Here is a 17,151-nt window from a genome sequence, read left to right as displayed (position 1 = left end):
GCTCACGGCTGCTCGCCCACCATGTAGGTCTTGCTGATGTGGCGAAACTGCTCATGGGCAGAGCTGCCCATCAGTTCGAACACCACCATCTCGCGGGTAACGATCTGCGCCCCGGCGGCGCGCATGCGGGCAATGCCGGCGTCGCGGTTGTGGGCGCCACGACAATCGCAGGCATCCTCGACCACGAACACCTGCTTGCCAAGCTCAAGCAGGCCGAGCACGCTTTGCAGTACGCAGATATGGGTTTCCATGCCGCAGACAATCACCTGCTCGCGGGCCAGCAGCGCTGGCGGCAGGCACTCGGCAGCGACGCAGGAAAAGTGCAGCTTCTCGACCACCTCGGCGCCAGGCGCGGCCTCCTTGAGCTGCGCCACGGTCGGCCCCAGGCCCTTGGGATACTGCTCGGAAAACACCGTTGGCAGGCCCAGGGTGGCGGTCGCCGCCAACAGCCAGCGCGTGCGCGCCAGGGTGCCGGCCGGATCACTGACCGCGCCAATGAGTTTTTCCTGAACATCGATGACCAGCAAGCTGGCCTGGTTCGGCTTGATCAACATCATGCGCACCTGTGCTGGAGGTAAACCCCAAGGCTCGCCCATCAGACCGCGCTGCGTCAATGCTCAAGCCGACAGTCGATGGGGCTCCAGGGCAGCGCTGAGCACGCCGAGCACGCTCGCTTCAAGCTCGTGAATGAAAAAGTGGCCGCCGGGGAAGATCTCCAGCGAGAAGTCGCCAAGGCTTTCCTGGCGCCAGGCCAGCAGTTGCTCCTCGCTGGCCTTGTCGTCTTCCCCGCCGAGCACATGCACAGGGCAACGCAGCGGCGGGCGCTGGCGATATACGTAGCGTCCGCACAAGAGGAAATCGGCGCGCAGCACGGGCAGGGTCAGGCTCATCAGCTCCTGATTGGCCAGCACTTCCTCCGGCGTACCCTGCAAGGTGCGCAGCTCGTCAATCAATACCTCATCGCTTTTGGGCTCGCGCCACTTGCCGCCGTCATAGTCTTCGCGCCGGGTTGGCGCCGCCGTGCCACAGGCAAACAGCGCCACCGGTGGCGGGCAACCGAGCGCCTGCAGCTCGTGGGCCAGCTCGAAGGCCAGCAAGGCCCCCAGGCTGTGGCCAAGCAAGGCGTAGGGCTGGCTGGCCGCCAGACGCTGCTCGCTGGCCAACTGGCGAGCCAGTACCTGCATGTCGGTCAGCAGCGGCTCGCCCATGCGCGCCCCGCGCCCGGGCAGCTCCACCGGGCGCACGCTCAGCCAGGCCGGCAACTTGCGCCGCCAGCGGCTGTAGACCATGGCACTGGCACCGGAATACGGCAGGCACAGCAGGGTCAATGCAGACACAGCCGCCCCTTATTGCGCTGCAGCGGTTTCGGCCATCTTCTGGCGCAGGCTCAAGGGGCGCATGTCGGTCCAGACTTCGTCGATGTAAGCCAGGCATTCCTTCTTCAGGCCGCTTTTGCCCACGGTACGCCAGCCCGCCGGGATTGCCTTGTAGTCGGGCCAGATCGAATACTGCTCTTCGTGGTTGACCACTACCTGGAACACGATGTCTTCGCGGTCGAATACCGATGTCATTGCCTGTCTCCTCGATTGATTGGGCCCGTCACGCCAGTGGCGTACGGTGGCTTTCTAGAGAACGAACGACAGGCGCAACAAATTAATCCGTCACCAGCACACTCACCAGCTCACAGCGCTGAAACGGCCCCGAGGACTGGCTTTCGCCGCTGACCACCACTTGCACGCTGTAAGAGCCCGGCACCGGGGTATCGAGCCAGGTACCGAGCTGATCGGCGCCCGCCCCCAGATGCACCACGCGCTGCTGGTGCGCAAGGATGTCCAGTTCCGGCAACAGTCTATGGCGCAGCGCGGCCAGCCGCGCCAGGGGCTCGGCGATGCCCCGGGCGCGGTCGAACGGCAACGCCTGCACGGTGTAGAGCTGGTCGTCGTACTTGACCAGGGCGTCAGCCAGGCTGATGGTCGGCCCCTGGACGATGGCATGGGCGCGGACATTGCTGAGCAGCTCGCCACCGGCCTCAAGGTGCACCGTCAGCGGCAGCGGCTGGCCAGCCCTGTGCCGCGCGGCCATTTCGACGCTCAGGCGGATGTCGGCCAGGCCGCTGCGCACCGTTGCCCTGTGCTGCAACGCCCCGGCCGTGCAACTGATCGATTGCCCGCTGCCGGCGAACTCGACCTGCAGGTACCACTGCCCCGGTGCCGGGTCGGGAATATTGAAGATGACAAAACCGGCGCCGATGATGCTTGGCGCCAGCATGCTCACGGCGCCGTCAGGATCGACCAGGGTCACCGCCAACTGATTGCCCCGCGGGCTGCCACGGGTATAGCTCACCTCACGGCGCGACCACACCAGCGACAACTGCGCCGCCCCCGGACGCTGGCCGATAAGCACGGGAAACAATTGGTAGCCGTGCTGGGCGATGTCGGTAAGCTGGTTGCTCAATAGCGCCGCATTGGCGCTGCTGGCGCGGACTTGGTTGTAGACCTTCATCAGGTCCACGGCTCGCGGCGCATAGTAATAACGGCCACCGGTGCGCTGGGCAATCTGCTGGAGCAGCTGCTGGTCAGCTTGCGGGCCGAGGGCACAGGCCATCACCGGATAGATCGGCAGCACCTCCAGCGGTGAAGGCCCGTCATTGTGCTGGCCGTCGCTGAGCAGCACGCAGGCGCGTGACAACCGCGAGGCATCGAGAAAGCTGCGACTGTGCTGCAGGCCCAGGCCGATGGCACTGGACAGCCCGTCAAAGGCCAGCCCGGCGACGGCGGTGGCGGCGCTGGCGGTGATATTGAGCAGCGGGTCGACCGTGGCCAGGCCGCCATTGCCGGTGAATACCGTGCGCGCCTTGTGGTCACAGGCGACCACGGCGAGCTTGTCGCCGGCCTTGTGCAGGCGCAGGAACGCCTGGGTATCGATCAGCGCCTGCTCGACGTGCCCATACTGGCTCATGCTTTCCGATATATCGATTATCGGCACTACTGAAACGGTGCTCATGCCCTGTGCTCCCTGCTCATGGGCTGTTTGTGGATCATAGCCGTGGTCAATACCCTGTCAAACAGCGTCGGTGACATAACGCCACCATTGGTCGCCTAAGGTTTGTCCGCATGAAGCAGATCAACGAGGCCTTCGAGCGTATGGAGCGCTCCGATGTGCGCTACCGCTTCGTCATCGACATGGCCTCGCTGCAGGCGCCTGCCAGGGTTTGACAGCGCCTCAAGGGCTCAGGTGTTGGACTTGAGCCTGGTCCACAGCCGCGTACTCAGGCGGGCGATGGCCGGCGGCAGTTCTTCGACGGTGAAGAGCTTTTCCATCACGCGCTTGGGTGGGTAGATCGCCGCATCGTCTTTGACCGCCGGCGCCAGGAACGCGTCCGCCGCGCTGTTGGGGTTGGCGTAGTGGATGCTGTTGCTGACGTTGGCGATCACCTGCGGGTCGAGCAGGTAGTTGAGGTAGGCGTAGGCGTTTTTCTCATGGGGCGCGCTCTTGGGGATGACCAGCATGTCCATCCACAGGGTCGAGCCCTCCTCCGGGATCGAATAGGCGATCTCGATGCCATTGTTGGCTTCCCTGGCGCTGGCCGCGGCCTGGACCACGTCACCGTTGAAGCCGATCACCGCGCAGATGTTGCCGTTGGCCAGGTCACTGATGTACTTGGAGGCATGAAAGTACTGCACATAAGGGCGGATCTTCAGCAGCGCCTGCTCGGCCTGCTTGTAGTGCGCAGGCTGGTGGCTATGGTGCGGCAGGCCCAGGTAGTTGAGGGTGATCGGCAGGATCTGCGTCGGGTTGTCGATGATCGCTACGCCGCACTGGCTGAGCTTTTTGATGTTCTCTTCGTCAAAGAACAGCTTCCATGAACGGGTGACGTCGGTGCTGCCGAAGATCGCCTTGATCTTCTCGACGTTGTAGCCAATGCCGGCGGTGCCCCACATATAAGGGAAACCGTACTGGTTGCCCGGGTCGTTGACCTCGAGCTTTTTCATCAGCACCGGGTCGAGGTTCTGCCAGTTGGGCAACTGGCTGCGGTCCAGGGGCTGGATCGCCCCGGCCTTGATCAGCCGCGACATGAAGTGGTTGGAGGGGCTGACCACGTCATAACCGGTGTTGCCGGTCATCAGCTTGGACTCGAGCACCTCGTTGCTGTCATGGATGTCGTAGGTGGCCTTGATGCCGGTCGCCTTGGTGAAACTGGGCAAGGTGTCGTCGGCGATATAGCCGTTCCAGTTGGAGATGTTCACTTCCTCCACCGCCTGAGCGGCAGTGGCACAGGTGGCGAGCAAGGCAACCAGGGACAGGGTTTTGCATGACATGATCAATCACCTTCAGGGGAGCTTTGTTTTTGTTGGGCTAGGTGGGGTCAGATTTCGGTCCTGGCTCGCAGCGCTTCCACGCGCATACGCAGCATCGCACCGATGTCGAGCAGCGGCTTGGGCGGCAGCCAGCCGGGTTGTGCGCGGGCCATGACCGAGGTCAGCAGCGGCGAGCTTTGGCCGCTGGCAAGTTCTGCCAGCAAGCGCCCCCACAGGGTGCCGCGGGCGACACCCGAGCCATTGCAGCCGGCCACGGCGAACACGCCCTCCTCGACCCGGGCGAAATACGGCTGGCCGGAGCGCGAGGCGCTGAGGTGGCCGGTCCAGGTGAACTGGATGTCTTGTGCGCTAAACCACGGAAAGCGCCGCTGCAACCCGCGCAAGTGGTGTTGCTGGCGCTGCGCCAATTCACTCGGGCCAAGGTCGCGCGCACGGTATTCGGCGGTGTTGCGGATCATCACCCGGCGGTCCGGGGTCAGGCGTACCGTGGCACCCAGCGGCCGCGTCGAGAGCACGCCCCAGGGCTCGACATTGCCAATGGCGCTGAACTCGGCGTCAGTCATTGGCCGGGTGAGGCTGGCGCTGAGCTCCATGGCAAAGGTGCCACTGTCGTCGATACCGGCACGCGGGATAAAAGCGTTCAGGCACACCAGCACCTGCCTGGCTTCGATACTGCCATCGGCAGTGTTGGCGCGAACCCGGCCCTGGCCGAGGCGCTCCAGGCTGTTGATATCGGTGTGTTCATACAGCGTGACCCTGGCTGGCAACGCATCGAGCAAGCCTTTCACGTACTTGGCCGGTTGCAGCAAGGCATTGCCGTTGCCGCACCATATCGCTGCCTGGTAATGATTGCTGCCAAGCCTGTGCTTGAGCGCCGCGCCTTGCAGAAACTGCGCCTCGGCGCCCACGGCACGCAGGGTCGCAAGCTTGGCTTCGACCTGGCTGAGCTTGTCCGGGTCGTTGACCGCAAAAAAGTAGCCCTCATCACGAAACTCGCAGTCGATGTGATGGCGTGCGATACGCTGGCGCACTTCGTGGCTGGCGGCCTGGCCGATCACCGTATCGATTTCGTAGTCGGCAAAGCCCGCATGCCCCAGCAGCTCGCCATCAGCCGGGTGCTCATGGGCGACGACAAAGCCGGAATTGCGTGCCGATGCGCCTTGCGCAGCGCTCTGGCGATCGACCACGACAATCCGCGCCTGCGGATGCATGTCGGCCAGGGCATGGGCGGCACTGAGCCCGGTGATGCCGGCGCCGATCACCAGCCAGTCGGCTTTTTGTGCGCCGCTCAGGCGTGCCCGTACCGCTGAACTGCCCGCCAGGGCAATCCAGCCACATTGGTTTTTCATGCATCACCTCTCGACCTGTATGCACACAGCGCATGGACGTTTTATGCTGGTGGCGGTTGCCATGACCAGAATCTAAAAGGTCTTTGTCGATTCAACCAACGTTATAAATTCATCGGGGCATTCGTAAAACGCATGGATAAAGCTCGCCACCTGCCTTCGCTACAAGCCCTGCAGGCGCTGGTCGAAGTCGCCGATGCCGGCAGCTTCACCCAGGCCGCGCACACCCTGTGCCTGACCCAGAGCGCGGTGAGCCGCAAGATCCAGCTGCTGGAGAGCCACTTTGGCGTGGCCATGTTCGTGCGCAGCAGCCGCAGCCTGCAGCTCACCGCCGAGGGCGAGCAGGTACTGACCAGTGCGCGGAGCATTCTCGAGCAGTTGCAAACCCTCGAACAACGCCTGTCGCCGCAACAGCGCCCATTCCGCATCCGCATGCACGTGTCGCTGGCGGTGCGCTGGTTGCTGCCGCGGCTCAACGAGTTCTACCGCCTGCACCCGGACATCTCGCTGTCGATCGAGACCGTGGCTACAGAGCTGGTGGAGCCGGGCAGCGACAGTGATGCGTACATCCTCTACCTGCCCGCGCCCTCCAGTGATACGGCCTGCTCGACGCTGTTCGAGGAAACCCTGGTGCCGGTGTGCACGCCTGGATTGGGCCTGGACTCGGAAGCCGACCTGGTGCACTTCGCCCTGCTGCATGGCTCCACCGACAAGCAGACCTGGAGCCAGTGGCTGGCGGCGCGAGGTGGCAAGGCGCTGGAGGACTACCGGCACCTGCCGTTCAACCTGGATGAGTTGGCCCTGGACGCGGCCGCGCGTGGCTTGGGAGTGGCGATGACCGACCTGACCCTGGCGGCCGAATCGATTGACCGCGGCGTGCTGGTCGTGCCGTTCGGGCAGCCGCTGAAAACCGGCGGGGTCTATTCGCTGTGCCTGCAGTCTGCAGGGGCCGGGCATCCGGCATGTGCGCTGGTGATGCAGTGGTTTGCCGAGCAGAGCGGTGGCTGATCCTGTTACATTCTGTGCCTACTCCACCCTCTAGAGCCTGAATATGGATCTTCACGCACTGCTTGCCTTCACCCTGGTTGCCGCCATTGCCATCGCCAGCCCTGGCCCCGCCACCCTGATGGCGATCAACAATAGCCTGGCCTATGGGCCGCGTTTGGCAGTGTGGTCTTCGCTGGGCAATGCCAGCGGGCTGTTCTGCCTGTCGGCGGCGGCCATGCTCGGTCTCGGTGCCCTGCTGGCCAGTTCCGAATGGCTGTTCAACGCGGTGAAGATCCTCGGCGCCGGCTACCTGTTCTACCTTGGTGCCAAACAGCTGATGAAAAAGAGCCCGATGCTGGCGAGCGACGTTGCCGCAGGCCAGGGACAGGTCAAGCCATCGCGCTTGAAGCTGTACAAATCGGCGTTCCTCACCGCTGCCACCAACCCCAAGGCGACGATGTTCTTCACCGCGCTGTTCCCGCAGTTCATCGACCAGAGCGCCGCGCTGCTGCCGCAGTTCCTGATCCTCACGGCGATCTTCATGGCCTTGTCGCTGACCTCGCTGAGCCTGTACGCCGCCCTCGCCTCGCGGGCCAAGGGCGTGCTGACCCGACCGGCGTTCTCACGCTGGGTGAGCCGGGTGGTGGGCTCGACGTTTATCTGCTTTGGCGCGGCGATTCTGACCATGCGCCGTCAGGGGGCTTGATTCAGAGAGCGGTGTAAATCTTGTGGGAGCTGGCCTTGCCAGCGATCGATCGCGTAGCGGTCGCAATTGATGTGTTGACTGAGCCGGCGATCGAGCGCGCAGCGGTCGTAATCCAGTCAACACCTCTTATGCTGACTGCACTGGCCTCATCGCCGGCAAGGCCGGCTCCCACAATATGGACTGCATACACCGGACCTGTAGGAGCTGGCCTTGCCAGCGATCGAGTGCGCAGCGCTCGCAATCCAGCCACCACCCGATGTGCTGGCTGTACCGGCCTCATCGCCGGCAAGGCCGGCTCCCACAATATGGACTGCATACACCGGACCTGTAGGAGCTGGCCTTGCCAGCGATCGAGCGCGAAGCGCTCGTAATCCAGACACCACCCAATGTGCTGGCTGTACCGGCCTCATCGCCGGCAAGGCCGGCTCCCACAATTTGGACTGCATACACCGGACCTGTAGGAGCTGGCCTTGCCAGCGATCGAGTGCGCAGCGCTCGTAATCCAGCCACCACCCGATGTGCTGGCTGCACCGGCCTCATCGCCGGCAAGGCCGGCTTCCACAATGGATCTGCATGCGCCGGACCTGTGGGAGCAGACTTGCCCGCGATCGAGCGCGAAGCGCTCGTAATTCAGGCGCCACCCGATGTGCTGGCTGCACCGGCCTCATCGCCGGCAAGGCCGGCTCCCACAATGGATCTGCATGCACCAGACCTGGACTGCATGCACCATCCTGTGGGAGCTGGCCTTGCCAGCGATGGGTTGCACAGCAACCCCAAGGGCCTACTGACCAAACAGCTCCCGCGACATCAGCCACTGCGCCTTGCCCCACGCTTCGAACCGCTCGCGCACGCTCCAGCCGCGTTTGGCGTAGTATGCGCTCTGGTCATGGGTGTGCAGGTACAGGGTGGCCACGCCGCGCTCCCGGGCTTGCTGACAGATCCCTTCAATCAGCTTTTCCGCCAGCCCCTGCCCGCGCGCTTGCGGCTCGACCAGCACACACGCCAGCCAAGGCCCAAGCTCCGGGCGCCCGGGCAGGTCATCGCGGGCCAGCGCGGCGCCACCGAGCAAGCGGCCTTGATCAAGGGCGACAAGGCATTGCCAGTCGCCGTTGCGCTGGCCCTCGGCAAACTCGCGCTGCCATTCCTGGAGCGAGATACCGGCGTATTCGTAGCTGAACTGCCGGTACAGCCGTTCAGCGAAGGTGTCGCAGTGCTGCATGTGCTGTTCAAGCCATTCCAGGTTTGGCATGCGATGTCCTTTTTTGTGTATTGGCTCAGACGCCCGAGCGCTCGGGCAACAGACTACGGTCAAACACGAACGGCGTCTCGGCTTTTGGCGTGTGTTCGAACAGTTGCTGGGGCCGGCCCATTTTCGGGAAGTTCTTTTCGCCGGTATCACGAATCCAGCCCTCGTCCTTCATGCGCTCCAGGCGTTTGCGCAGGGAGGTGTTATTGACCGGGTGACCCAAACAGGCCTGCACCGCGTTCAGGGCATCGAGCACAGTGAAGCGCTCCGGCGCCAGGTACAGCGGCAGGTTGGTATAGACCGCCTTGGAGGCCAGGCGCTCGCAGGCCAGTTGCACCAGCAGGTTATGGTCGAACGGCAGCACCCGCTTGCGGCCGATGACGCTGGCGACGTCGACAAAGCACAGCTGTTCGCTGCCGGCCTCGACCTGCGGGCCGAGCAAGGCCAGGTAATAAGTGCTCATCGACCAGCCGCGCGGGTCGCGAAAGGCGTTGCCTTCGGTGCCCACTTGCTCCAGATGACGCGGCAAGATCCGCGCTTTTTCGCTCATCGCCCGGTCAGCCGCGGCCGCCAGGGTGTTGTCCGGGGTGCGGCCGTTGACGATCACCCCCGGCAGCGCCCATTCACCTTCGTGGGGCACGCGCTCGCGCCGGTACAGCAGCACTTGCAGCTGCTTGCTCTCGGGGTTCAGGCGCAGCGCGACGATGTCGACGCTGGCCAGTACTTCTGCAGCACTCACTGTGGACTCCTATACACCTCAAACTCGTCAACGATGTCGGCCAGGCACCAGGCCGCCGGCAGCGCCTGACCACTGCGCAGGCCGGCGCGAATCGCCGAGCTGTGCACGCCCAGTTGCTCTTCGGCCACCAGCAGGCCGAAGTCGTCCAGCAGCTCCTGGCCGCGGTAGAAACCAGCCACATTGGCCTGGTTGTCCTCGCCGATGACCAGGGCGATATCGGCGCGGGCTATACCGCTGCGCTCGCTCAACGCGCACAGCAGGTCATAGCTGTACACCGCCCCGCCCTCGCCGCCCAGCTCGCGCTCTATGGCCGAGCAACTGACCCGCAGGTTTACCAGGCCCGCGACCAGCCGCTGTACCCACCGGCAGCGCAGATCGAAGTCGACCATGCGCTTGCCATGGGCATGCCGGTAACTGGGCACCACGACCACCTGCTCGGCCCACTGCAGCGCCCGGGTGATCACGCTCAGGTGGCCGGGGTGCGGTGGGTCGAAAGCACCGCCGTACACGGCCAGACGAAACCGCACCGGGCCCGACTCATATATTTCACTATGCATACTATATCCACCATGGTTGCTTCTGAAAAAGAAAAAGCGGTTGACATACATATTACACCTAGTGAATTATGTGTCCACACCCAGCGCAGGAGCCATCACATGAAAATTGCCAGCTTCGATGTCGACGCCCAAAACGGCTTCACCGACAACGCCCCCTCCGAGTTGCCAGTACCCGGCGGCGCCGAGATCGCCCCGGCACTCAACGCCATGGCCAAGCGCGCCAGCCTGCGCATCGGCAGCAAGGATGCGCACACGCCGAAAGCCGCCTGGGTAGTGGGCAGCCACGCCGAAATGCTGCAGCCACTGGACATGGCCAACGCCGACCTGACCTGGGTCAGCCACTGCGTACCGGGCACGCCGGGCTTCGAGCTGCTGGCCGGCCTGCCCGCGCCGATCGACTACGACTTCTTCGTCTGGAAAGGCATCGAACCCGACCTGCACCCCTACGGCGCCTGCTACCACGACCTGGCCAGCCGCCGCTCCACCGGGGTTATCGAGTACCTCAAGGTGCAAGAGGTCAAAGCCGTGATCGTCGGCGGCCTGGCCCTGGATTTCTGCGTCAAGAACACCGCCCTGCAACTGCAGGCCGCAGGCTTGCAGGTGTTTCTCTACCAACCGGCATGCCGGGCGATTTCCGCCCAGGGCGCCGCAGCGGCCATGGCCGAGATGACCGGCCAGGGCATCATCGCCTGCGCCGACCTCGCCAGCCTCGACCAGCAACTGAACGCATTCAAGGGAGCATGAACATGAGCGAGAGCGTCTTCGGCCCAAGCATCATCCAGAACCTGCTGGACACCGACTTCTACAAGATCACCATGATGCAGGCGGTGCTGCACAACTACCCCAACGCCGAGGTGGAATGGGAGTTCCGCTGCCGCAACAGCGAAGACCTGACCCCGTACCTGGCCGAGATCCGCTACCAGATCGAGCAGCTGGCCGAGGTCTCGATCACTCAGGACCAGCTGGCTTACCTGGGGCGTATCCCTTTCATCAAGCCGGACTTCATCCGCTTCCTCAGCCTGTTCCGCTTCAACCTGCGCTACGTGCACGTTGGCGTCGATGATGCCGGGCAACTGGCGATCCGCCTGCGCGGGCCCTGGCTGCACGTGATCCTCTACGAGATCCCGCTGCTGGCGATCGTCTCCGAAGTGCGTAACCGCTACCGCTACCGTGAAGTGGTGATGGAACAAGTGGGTGAGCGCCTGTACGAAAAACTCGACTGGCTCAAGGCCCAAGCGTCGCCTGCGGAACTGGCCGGCCTGCAACTGGCTGATTTCGGCACCCGCCGGCGCTTCTCCTACCGGGTTCAGGAGCACGTGGTACACACCCTCAAGCAGGACTTCCCGGGGCGCTTCGTCGGCACCAGCAATGTGCACCTGGCCCGCGAACTGGACATCAAGCCAATCGGCACCATGGCCCACGAATGGTTCATGGCCCACCAGCAACTGGGCCCGCGGCTGATCGACAGCCAGGTTGCCGCGCTGGAATGCTGGGTCAAGGAATACCGCGGCCTGCTGGGTATCGCCCTGACCGACTGCATCGGCATGGACGCCTTCCTCAAGGACTGCGACCTGTACTTCGCCAAGCTGTTCGACGGCCTGCGCCACGACTCCGGCGACCCGCTGCTCTGGGCCAACAAGGCCATCGCCCACTACGAAAAACTCGGCATCGATCCGAAGAGCAAAACCCTGGTGTTTTCCGATGGCCTGAATTTCGCCAAGACCCTGCACCTGTACCGCGAGCTCAGCCCACGGATCAACGTCAGCTTCGGCATCGGCACCAACCTGACCTGCGACATTCCCGGCGTTGAGCCGATGAACATCGTGATCAAGATGACCGCCTGCAACGGCGCGCCGGTGGCGAAGATCTCCGACAGCCCGGGCAAGACCCAATGCCGCGACGAAAACTTCGTCAGCTACCTCAAGCACGTGTTCAAAGTCGAAGGCCAGTGAAGGAGCAGCACATGAACAGTCGTCAGATCGAGATTGCCAAGGCCCTGGGCGTGGTGGCGCCCTTCGCAGAGGGCGCTGCAGTAGCGGATGAGATCCGCCAGCGCATCGAGTTCATCAAGCAGACCCTGCTCGACGCGCGCCTGAAGGTGCTGGTGCTGGGCATCAGCGGCGGCGTCGACTCATCTACCGCCGGGCGCCTGGCGCAGTTGGCGGTCGAGCAATTGCGCAGTGAACAGGCCGACGAGGGCTACCGCTTCATCGCCATGCGCCTGCCGCACAACACCCAGCATGACGAGCCCGATGCCCAGGCGGCACTGGCCTTTGTCGGTGCCGATGAGTGCGTGACGGTGAACATTGCCGATGGCCTCCAGGGCCTGGCCGGGCAGTTGCCGCAACTGGCCGAGTTTGGTGACGGGCAACGGGATTTCGTCCTCGGCAACGTCAAGGCGCGCCTGCGCATGCTGGCCCAGTACACCCTGGCCAATGCCCGCAATGGCCTGGTGATCGGCACCGACCATGCCGCCGAAGCGGTAATGGGCTTCTTTACCAAGTTCGGCGACGGCGCCTGCGACCTGGCGCCGCTTAGCGGACTGTGCAAAGGCCAGGTGCGGGCCATTGCCGCCGCCCTGGGTGCGCCTGAGCACCTGGTACACAAGGTGCCGACCGCCGACCTCGAAGAGCTGCGCCCGGGCCTGGCCGACGAGCAGGTCTACGGCGTCAGCTACGCACAGATCGATGCCTTTTTGCAGGGCGAAAACGTCGATGACGCCGTGGCCAAAACCATCATCAACGCCTACGACAAGACCCGCCACAAACGCGAATTGCCCAAGGCACCCGCGGCACGATTCGCTACAATGCCGCCATCCTGAATGGACTCACCGGAGTTTGTTGTGCAACGTCTGATCATCACCACGCTGGCAGCTGCGACCCTCACTGGCTGCGCGACCCCCTCCAAAGACAGCCTCGACCAGTACATCGGCAACATGCTCGCCCAGCCGCTGTCGACCGATAGCCTATTTCGTGAAGCCGATGTGCTGAGTTTCCAGATCAAGGTACCGGCCAACAACGGTTTGAGTGATCGCAGCTTCCAGCTCGAAGCTGCGTGCGTGGAGCCGAACGTGGCGATCATGTACCTGGATGCCGACCAGCGAGCGTACTTCAAGAGCACCAGCGGCTACGCCCCACCGCAGCCGATGCCGGCGCGCTACCATGCCGTCCTGCTGAACAACTCAAGCTTCGCCCAGGCCTGCAAGGCTCAAGCAAAGCCCGACTGGCGCAAGCTTAAAGGTGAAGAGGGCGAGCCATGGGTGCTGGTCGATCGAAACAGCATCGCCAGGGTCGGCGCCGACGTCAGCCTCTGGGCCGCCTTCGACCAGCCGAGCGTTCTCCTCGACCTGCCGTACAACGCGCCCTACGCGCAAAAGCGCGAGCATCACCGCTTCAACTGTAGCGCCGGCACCTACACCCTGTTGGCCGGCTACGATGTCGATGCCAACAACCGGGTTACCGACGGCATAGTCCCGTCACTGCCCAAGCCCGCACCTGTGGCCGGCAGCAACGCCGATTACCAGGCGCTGTTCGACCTGGCCTGCGCAACGCCGGACAAACTCGCGCAACTGGCGTCGTTCAGCCCGCGTTTCAAGGCGCCTATCGTCACTGGGGTGATGCCGCCGGTCAGCCCGTCGGTGATGGTCGCCCTGCAACGCCTGCAACTGCCCAAGCCGGTGCAGCCGCTTACCTACCTGGAAACCGTCGGCACATCGACCATGAAAGGCAAGACGTCGCCCATGCGCGAAGAGCATTTCCTTTCTGTCGATGCCAACAGCCAGCAGCAGGTGGTGATCCTGCGTGGCAAAGGCTATGAGGCGCAAAAGGTCACCTGGCGTGGATTGATTCCGCTGGTGAGCAAGAGCGACTTTACCGGCATGAGCGAAAGCAGCGCGCTGACCAGCCTGAGCTTCAAGGGTGACTGGAAGGCCATGGCGGTGGGCAGCAAGCTCAGCTATTCACAGCAAGGTGTAACCAACAACAGCGTGATTGGCCAGTACGACAAAGACCTGAAGATCACCGAATGCACGGTGCAACAGCATCTGCCAGCCAGCACCCTCAACGCCAGCTTGAGCGGTAATGCCAAGGCACTCGACTGCAGCGTGCGGGGTGACGAGCACAAACGCGTGAATCACCTGTTCTACCTGGAAGACTACGGCTATTTCTTCAATGCCAGTACCGACAAGAACGCGTTCTACTACAGCGATCTGCGCCTGCAGACGGTGAAGTAAACCCCGGGGCCGCTGACGCGGCCCATCGCCGGCAAGGCCGGCACACATTGGATCGGCATGCACCCTTCCCTGTGGGAGCTGGCTTGCCAGCGATCGACCGCGAAGCGGTCGCAAACCAGGCGACTCAGTCAGGCAGGCTACCCCCCCGATTTGCAGCCCCTACGCTTTGGCTGGCAAACTTCGCCCATGCACGATACCCGCTACAACCCACTCAGCTCGGCATCGCCCTGCGTCGCTGGCGTCTGCTGCACCGCATCAAGCAAGCGCATGCCGCGCACTGATCGACGAAGCCCCCGTCGCCTGGCTGCCAGTACTCACCCACCCCCCGAGAACGCGATGATCCTGCGCCCCGAAACCCCGGCCGACGCCCTGGCCATCGAACAACTGACCGCTGCCGCCTTCGAGCAGGTACCCCACTCAAGCCACACCGAACATTTCATCGTCAACGCCCTGCGCCGCGCCGGGCAATTGTCGGTGTCGCTGGTGGCTGAAGAGGCCGGGCACATCATCGGCCATGTGGCCTTGTCACCGGTCAGCCTGTCTGACGCCAGCACCGACTGGTATGGCCTGGGCCCGCTCTCGGTGACGCCTGAGCGCCACGGCCAGGGTATCGGCAGCCAGTTGATGCACGCGGCGCTGCAGGCCCTGCGAGGATTGGGCGCCAACGGTTGCGTGGTGCTGGGCGATCCAGGCTACTACGCACGCTTTGGTTTCATGGCGCATCCGCAGTTGCAATTACCCGGCGTGCCACCCGAGTATTTCCAGGTCCTGAGCTACAGCGGCCAGTGGCCGCAGGCGCAGGTCAGCTATCACTCGGCATTCGAAGCCACGAGTTGATCACAACCCACGACGGAATGATTTGCACCGCCGGCGATCCTTGTACAAAATCGCCGCCTTTGCCTCGAAAGGATGCGTGCAATGAAGTTCGAAGGGACTTTCCAATACATGGGCCAACACGGGATCGTCTTCAACGTCTCGCAGATCACCCTCACCGACAGCGAACGCGGGCGCCTGCGCGAGCTGCATTTTGGCGAAGCGAAAAGCGCTCACTATGAAGTGAACAGCAAGGTGGTCGAGGTCTACGACAAGATGCTCGCCAAGAACCTGCCGTGCACCATGATGATCGGCATCTCCAAGCCGTTGACCCGCCAGCAGGGTGACGTGCTCAACGCCCAGCGCACCAAGATCGCCAACCTCGCCGCCTCGGCCTTCGCCGGTGCCGCCAGTTCCGTCGCCTCGCCCTATGTCGGCGTCCCGGTGGGTGCCGGCGTGCGCATGTACGCCAACGAAATCCTGCCCACCTACCATGCCGGCGACGTGCTGGTCAGCATTGAAGCGCGGGTCAACGGCGGCATCGGCCCGCAAAGCACCATCTCGACCCTGATCATCAAGACCTGAGTGGAGCCGCACATGTCCGAGATTACCCAGTTGGTCCTGGCCCTGGTGCTGTTCTTTTTGCTCGATCGCTTTCTCAAGCCCTACCCGCTGCGCAAGTGGCTGGGGGTGGCGCTGGTGGCGGCGGGCGCGGTCGGCTGCGTAGCAGCAAGCCAGACCCGCCTGCCGGGGGCGGACCTGGGGCTGCTGTCGATCTTCGCCGTCGCCCTGGGTGTAGGTCTGTTCCTCAAACGCCGTCGGTTTGAGCAGGTTGGCTGAGGTTTTGTAAGGGCTGATCGCTAATTTGGGATCGGTCCTACCTTCATGCCGGAGCAATACGACATACGCCCGAAATTGATTTGGGCATCTTTCCCTGCACGTCGATGAGTTGCGCCTTGCGCGTCTGTATTACACAGGGAAGGTTGTTGTGCAGATCGAAAAAATTTATGAGTACGCCGGTCCTCACGGAATAGTTTTCCATGTTTCCAAGTTCGTTGTTACGGAGGGTGATCGCGGACAGCTGCGAGAACTTCACTTTCCCGAAGCGAAAAACGGAAACTATGAAGTTATTCAAAGAACAGTCGCGATTTATGACAGGATGCAAGCACGTAGTCGCGCCTGCACCATGACCATTAGAATTTCAAGACCACTGACTCGCGTGCAGGGCGATATCCTTAACGAACAACGTCACCAAATTTCCAACGCTTCTAGTTCCAGCGCCAGCAGGATTGCAATGCTTGCCGGACCCGCTTTCACCATTCCGGTGGCAATCTTGACCCGTTTTTTTGTAAGCGGCTCATTACGTACCTATCACACAGGGGACCTGATCATAAGCATTGAGGCTCGTGTCGACGGGGGCATCGGCCCACAATTTTCAACTGACTCGATAATCATACCGACCGCAGGTCTGGCCCCATGAATGAGTATCTTCAGTACACAATCCTCTTGACTCTATTTTACCTGCTGTACTTCTTAGTCAAACCTTATCGTCTACGAAAGCGCTGTGGCATCGTACTGTTTTTCGGCGGCACGATTGCCAGCTACCTGCTCCCTACCCGGGCAGGTTCATTGGATATCGAATTAATCGCCATCTGCATATCAGGAGCCGGCGGCGCGCTCTTCATGACGCGACGCAAGTATCTCGAACAGGGTTGACTTAATTGACCTCATCGGACCCAACGAACAACTTCCTCAGTGACCATCAAGAATCAAGGCTGATAACACATGACGGAATTCGGTCAATTTTTTATCGCCTTCGTATTCTTTGCACTGATTGAGCGCCTGCTCAAGCCCTCAAAATTACGAAAATGGCTAAGCTTGACATTCTTGCTGGGCGGCCTGCTGGGTAGAGTCACGCTGAGCGAAAAAAGTTACTGGGGCGGTTTCGACCTGTATCTGGTGTCGCTTTTTGCAATTGTCGGAGGACTTGAGATGTTCTTCAGGCGCAATCGCCACGAAGAAGAAGCCTGAGCGGAGCACACATCATGTCTGAAGTTACGCAACTATGTTACACGCTGACCCTAATCGCATTTCTGGATCACTGCCTGAAACCCTATTTAATTCGTAAATGGCTAGGACTTTCCCTGTGCGCTGCCGGCATCACTTTACTGTTTAAACCAGGTGGCACCTATTGGGAGACTAGGGAT

Annotated in this window: 21 protein-coding genes and 1 pseudogene; 13 read left to right on the top strand and 9 right to left on the bottom strand. The window is 62.5% G+C overall.

Features of this window, described 5'->3' with window-relative positions:
- Positions 1-2: 2 nt before the first annotated feature.
- The 4 genes from ABIE20_RS16700 to ABIE20_RS16685 all read right to left on the bottom strand — a co-directional run bounded on the left by ABIE20_RS16700 (position 3) and on the right by ABIE20_RS16685 (position 3,003).
- Positions 3-554 carry a hydrolase gene (locus ABIE20_RS16700; protein WP_429506006.1) on the bottom strand — a complete coding sequence of 184 codons (552 nt, stop codon included), beginning with the start codon at positions 552-554 and terminating at the stop codon, positions 3-5.
- A 63-nt stretch (positions 555-617) separates the two neighbouring features.
- Positions 618-1,337 (bottom strand): thioesterase II family protein, encoded by a 720-nt coding sequence (locus ABIE20_RS16695; RefSeq protein ID WP_429506005.1) that lies wholly within the window; start codon positions 1,335-1,337, stop codon positions 618-620.
- A 9-nt stretch (positions 1,338-1,346) separates the two neighbouring features.
- Positions 1,347-1,571 carry an MbtH family protein gene (locus ABIE20_RS16690; protein WP_038994517.1) on the bottom strand — a complete coding sequence of 75 codons (225 nt, stop codon included), beginning with the start codon at positions 1,569-1,571 and terminating at the stop codon, positions 1,347-1,349.
- A gap of 82 nt (positions 1,572-1,653) precedes the next feature.
- Positions 1,654-3,003 (bottom strand): vWA domain-containing protein, encoded by a 1,350-nt coding sequence (locus ABIE20_RS16685; RefSeq protein WP_429506003.1) that lies wholly within the window; start codon positions 3,001-3,003, stop codon positions 1,654-1,656.
- Between the two features lie 113 nt (positions 3,004-3,116).
- Here ABIE20_RS16685 and ABIE20_RS16680 point away from each other — a divergent pair.
- Positions 3,117-3,215, top strand: a pseudogene (locus tag ABIE20_RS16680) (hypothetical protein); the annotation flags it as partial.
- A 15-nt stretch (positions 3,216-3,230) separates the two neighbouring features.
- On the opposite strand, the gene ABIE20_RS16675 reads toward ABIE20_RS16680, so the two are convergent.
- Both ABIE20_RS16675 and ABIE20_RS16670 read right to left on the bottom strand, forming a co-directional pair.
- Positions 3,231-4,319, bottom strand: a complete 1,089-nt coding sequence (locus tag ABIE20_RS16675; protein WP_429506002.1) for a polyamine ABC transporter substrate-binding protein — start codon at positions 4,317-4,319, stop codon at positions 3,231-3,233.
- A gap of 47 nt (positions 4,320-4,366) precedes the next feature.
- A complete protein-coding gene (locus ABIE20_RS16670) occupies positions 4,367-5,668 on the bottom strand; it encodes an NAD(P)/FAD-dependent oxidoreductase (protein ID WP_429506001.1) in 1,302 nt (433 codons plus the stop codon).
- 132 nt (positions 5,669-5,800) lie between these two features.
- Here ABIE20_RS16670 and ABIE20_RS16665 point away from each other — a divergent pair, with 132 nt between their 5' ends.
- The gene (locus ABIE20_RS16665; RefSeq protein WP_429505999.1) at positions 5,801-6,673 is read left to right on the top strand and encodes a LysR substrate-binding domain-containing protein; all 873 of its coding nucleotides are present in this window, start codon (positions 5,801-5,803) and stop codon (positions 6,671-6,673) included.
- Positions 6,674-6,716: 43 nt separating this feature from the next.
- Positions 6,717-7,358, top strand: a complete 642-nt coding sequence (locus ABIE20_RS16660) for a LysE family translocator (RefSeq protein ID WP_429505997.1) — start codon at positions 6,717-6,719, stop codon at positions 7,356-7,358.
- Positions 7,359-8,139: 781 nt separating this feature from the next.
- Here the strand turns inward: ABIE20_RS16660 and ABIE20_RS16655 are convergent.
- Genes ABIE20_RS16655 through ABIE20_RS16645 form a run of 3 tightly spaced genes read right to left on the bottom strand, consistent with a single transcriptional unit; the run spans position 8,140 to position 9,900 of the window.
- Complete coding sequence (locus ABIE20_RS16655) at positions 8,140-8,607, bottom strand: GNAT family N-acetyltransferase (protein WP_429505996.1); 468 nt, start codon at positions 8,605-8,607, stop codon at positions 8,140-8,142.
- 25 nt (positions 8,608-8,632) lie between these two features.
- Complete coding sequence (locus ABIE20_RS16650) at positions 8,633-9,343, bottom strand: NrtR DNA-binding winged helix domain-containing protein (protein WP_429505995.1); 711 nt, start codon at positions 9,341-9,343, stop codon at positions 8,633-8,635.
- Positions 9,340-9,900 carry an adenylyltransferase/cytidyltransferase family protein gene (locus ABIE20_RS16645; RefSeq protein ID WP_429505993.1) on the bottom strand — a complete coding sequence of 187 codons (561 nt, stop codon included), beginning with the start codon at positions 9,898-9,900 and terminating at the stop codon, positions 9,340-9,342. Before ABIE20_RS16645 ends, ABIE20_RS16650 begins: the two co-directional genes overlap by 4 nt.
- A 99-nt stretch (positions 9,901-9,999) precedes the next feature.
- On the opposite strand from ABIE20_RS16645, the gene ABIE20_RS16640 reads away from it, so the two are divergent.
- The 10 genes from ABIE20_RS16640 to ABIE20_RS16595 all read left to right on the top strand — a co-directional run bounded on the left by ABIE20_RS16640 (position 10,000) and on the right by ABIE20_RS16595 (position 16,975).
- A complete protein-coding gene (locus ABIE20_RS16640; RefSeq protein ID WP_115086219.1) occupies positions 10,000-10,644 on the top strand; it encodes an isochorismatase family protein in 645 nt (214 codons plus the stop codon).
- A 2-nt stretch (positions 10,645-10,646) separates the two neighbouring features.
- The gene (pncB, locus tag ABIE20_RS16635; protein ID WP_429505992.1) at positions 10,647-11,852 is read left to right on the top strand and encodes a nicotinate phosphoribosyltransferase; all 1,206 of its coding nucleotides are present in this window, start codon (positions 10,647-10,649) and stop codon (positions 11,850-11,852) included.
- An 11-nt stretch (positions 11,853-11,863) separates the two neighbouring features.
- Positions 11,864-12,721, top strand: a complete 858-nt coding sequence (nadE, locus tag ABIE20_RS16630) for an ammonia-dependent NAD(+) synthetase (protein WP_429505990.1) — start codon at positions 11,864-11,866, stop codon at positions 12,719-12,721.
- 21 nt (positions 12,722-12,742) lie between these two features.
- The gene (locus tag ABIE20_RS16625; RefSeq protein WP_429505989.1) at positions 12,743-14,131 is read left to right on the top strand and encodes a hypothetical protein; all 1,389 of its coding nucleotides are present in this window, start codon (positions 12,743-12,745) and stop codon (positions 14,129-14,131) included.
- Positions 14,132-14,467: 336 nt separating this feature from the next.
- Entirely contained in the window at positions 14,468-14,968 is a 501-nt protein-coding gene (locus ABIE20_RS16620) for a GNAT family N-acetyltransferase (RefSeq protein WP_429505988.1), read from the top strand.
- Positions 14,969-15,049: 81 nt separating this feature from the next.
- Positions 15,050-15,529: a hypothetical protein gene (locus ABIE20_RS16615; RefSeq protein ID WP_123565507.1), complete on the top strand. Its 480-nt coding sequence runs from the start codon at positions 15,050-15,052 to the stop codon at positions 15,527-15,529.
- Between the two features lie 12 nt (positions 15,530-15,541).
- Positions 15,542-15,784 (top strand): hypothetical protein, encoded by a 243-nt coding sequence (locus tag ABIE20_RS16610; RefSeq protein WP_429505987.1) that lies wholly within the window; start codon positions 15,542-15,544, stop codon positions 15,782-15,784.
- A gap of 148 nt (positions 15,785-15,932) precedes the next feature.
- Complete coding sequence (locus ABIE20_RS16605; RefSeq protein ID WP_429505986.1) at positions 15,933-16,424, top strand: hypothetical protein; 492 nt, start codon at positions 15,933-15,935, stop codon at positions 16,422-16,424.
- Positions 16,421-16,660 (top strand): hypothetical protein, encoded by a 240-nt coding sequence (locus ABIE20_RS16600; RefSeq protein ID WP_429505984.1) that lies wholly within the window; start codon positions 16,421-16,423, stop codon positions 16,658-16,660. The genes ABIE20_RS16605 and ABIE20_RS16600 overlap by 4 nt, the downstream gene beginning before the upstream one ends.
- Positions 16,661-16,729: 69 nt before the next feature.
- Positions 16,730-16,975, top strand: coding sequence for a hypothetical protein (locus tag ABIE20_RS16595; RefSeq protein ID WP_429505983.1), 246 nt, complete (start codon positions 16,730-16,732; stop codon positions 16,973-16,975).
- The last annotated feature ends 176 nt before the right edge of the window (positions 16,976-17,151 follow it).

Source organism: Pseudomonas sp. 2835 (genome assembly GCF_050435905.1).
In the GTDB taxonomy this organism is placed as follows: domain Bacteria; phylum Pseudomonadota; class Gammaproteobacteria; order Pseudomonadales; family Pseudomonadaceae; genus Aquipseudomonas.
The sequence above is the reverse complement of the archived record's forward strand: the minus strand, read 5'-3'. Positions and strand labels throughout refer to the sequence as shown.

What these genes read in the sequence shown, in the direction of transcription:
- ABIE20_RS16690 (WP_038994517.1), bottom strand. Translation starts at nt 1,571, where the DNA reads ATGACATCGGTATTCGACCGCGAAGACATCGTGTTCCAGGTAGTGGTC.
- ABIE20_RS16700 (WP_429506006.1), bottom strand. Translation starts at nt 554, where the DNA reads ATGTTGATCAAGCCGAACCAGGCCAGCTTGCTGGTCATCGATGTTCAG.
- ABIE20_RS16620 (WP_429505988.1), top strand. Translation starts at nt 14,468, where the DNA reads ATGATCCTGCGCCCCGAAACCCCGGCCGACGCCCTGGCCATCGAACAA.
- ABIE20_RS16665 (WP_429505999.1), top strand. Translation starts at nt 5,801, where the DNA reads ATGGATAAAGCTCGCCACCTGCCTTCGCTACAAGCCCTGCAGGCGCTG.
- ABIE20_RS16670 (WP_429506001.1), bottom strand. Translation starts at nt 5,668, where the DNA reads ATGAAAAACCAATGTGGCTGGATTGCCCTGGCGGGCAGTTCAGCGGTA.
- ABIE20_RS16660 (WP_429505997.1), top strand. Translation starts at nt 6,717, where the DNA reads ATGGATCTTCACGCACTGCTTGCCTTCACCCTGGTTGCCGCCATTGCC.
- ABIE20_RS16640 (WP_115086219.1), top strand. Translation starts at nt 10,000, where the DNA reads ATGAAAATTGCCAGCTTCGATGTCGACGCCCAAAACGGCTTCACCGAC.
- pncB (WP_429505992.1), top strand. Translation starts at nt 10,647, where the DNA reads ATGAGCGAGAGCGTCTTCGGCCCAAGCATCATCCAGAACCTGCTGGAC.
- ABIE20_RS16675 (WP_429506002.1), bottom strand. Translation starts at nt 4,319, where the DNA reads ATGTCATGCAAAACCCTGTCCCTGGTTGCCTTGCTCGCCACCTGTGCC.
- ABIE20_RS16600 (WP_429505984.1), top strand. Translation starts at nt 16,421, where the DNA reads ATGAATGAGTATCTTCAGTACACAATCCTCTTGACTCTATTTTACCTG.
- ABIE20_RS16655 (WP_429505996.1), bottom strand. Translation starts at nt 8,607, where the DNA reads ATGCCAAACCTGGAATGGCTTGAACAGCACATGCAGCACTGCGACACC.
- nadE (WP_429505990.1), top strand. Translation starts at nt 11,864, where the DNA reads ATGAACAGTCGTCAGATCGAGATTGCCAAGGCCCTGGGCGTGGTGGCG.
- ABIE20_RS16610 (WP_429505987.1), top strand. Translation starts at nt 15,542, where the DNA reads ATGTCCGAGATTACCCAGTTGGTCCTGGCCCTGGTGCTGTTCTTTTTG.
- ABIE20_RS16685 (WP_429506003.1), bottom strand. Translation starts at nt 3,003, where the DNA reads ATGAGCACCGTTTCAGTAGTGCCGATAATCGATATATCGGAAAGCATG.
- ABIE20_RS16595 (WP_429505983.1), top strand. Translation starts at nt 16,730, where the DNA reads ATGACGGAATTCGGTCAATTTTTTATCGCCTTCGTATTCTTTGCACTG.
- ABIE20_RS16615 (WP_123565507.1), top strand. Translation starts at nt 15,050, where the DNA reads ATGAAGTTCGAAGGGACTTTCCAATACATGGGCCAACACGGGATCGTC.
- ABIE20_RS16645 (WP_429505993.1), bottom strand. Translation starts at nt 9,900, where the DNA reads ATGCATAGTGAAATATATGAGTCGGGCCCGGTGCGGTTTCGTCTGGCC.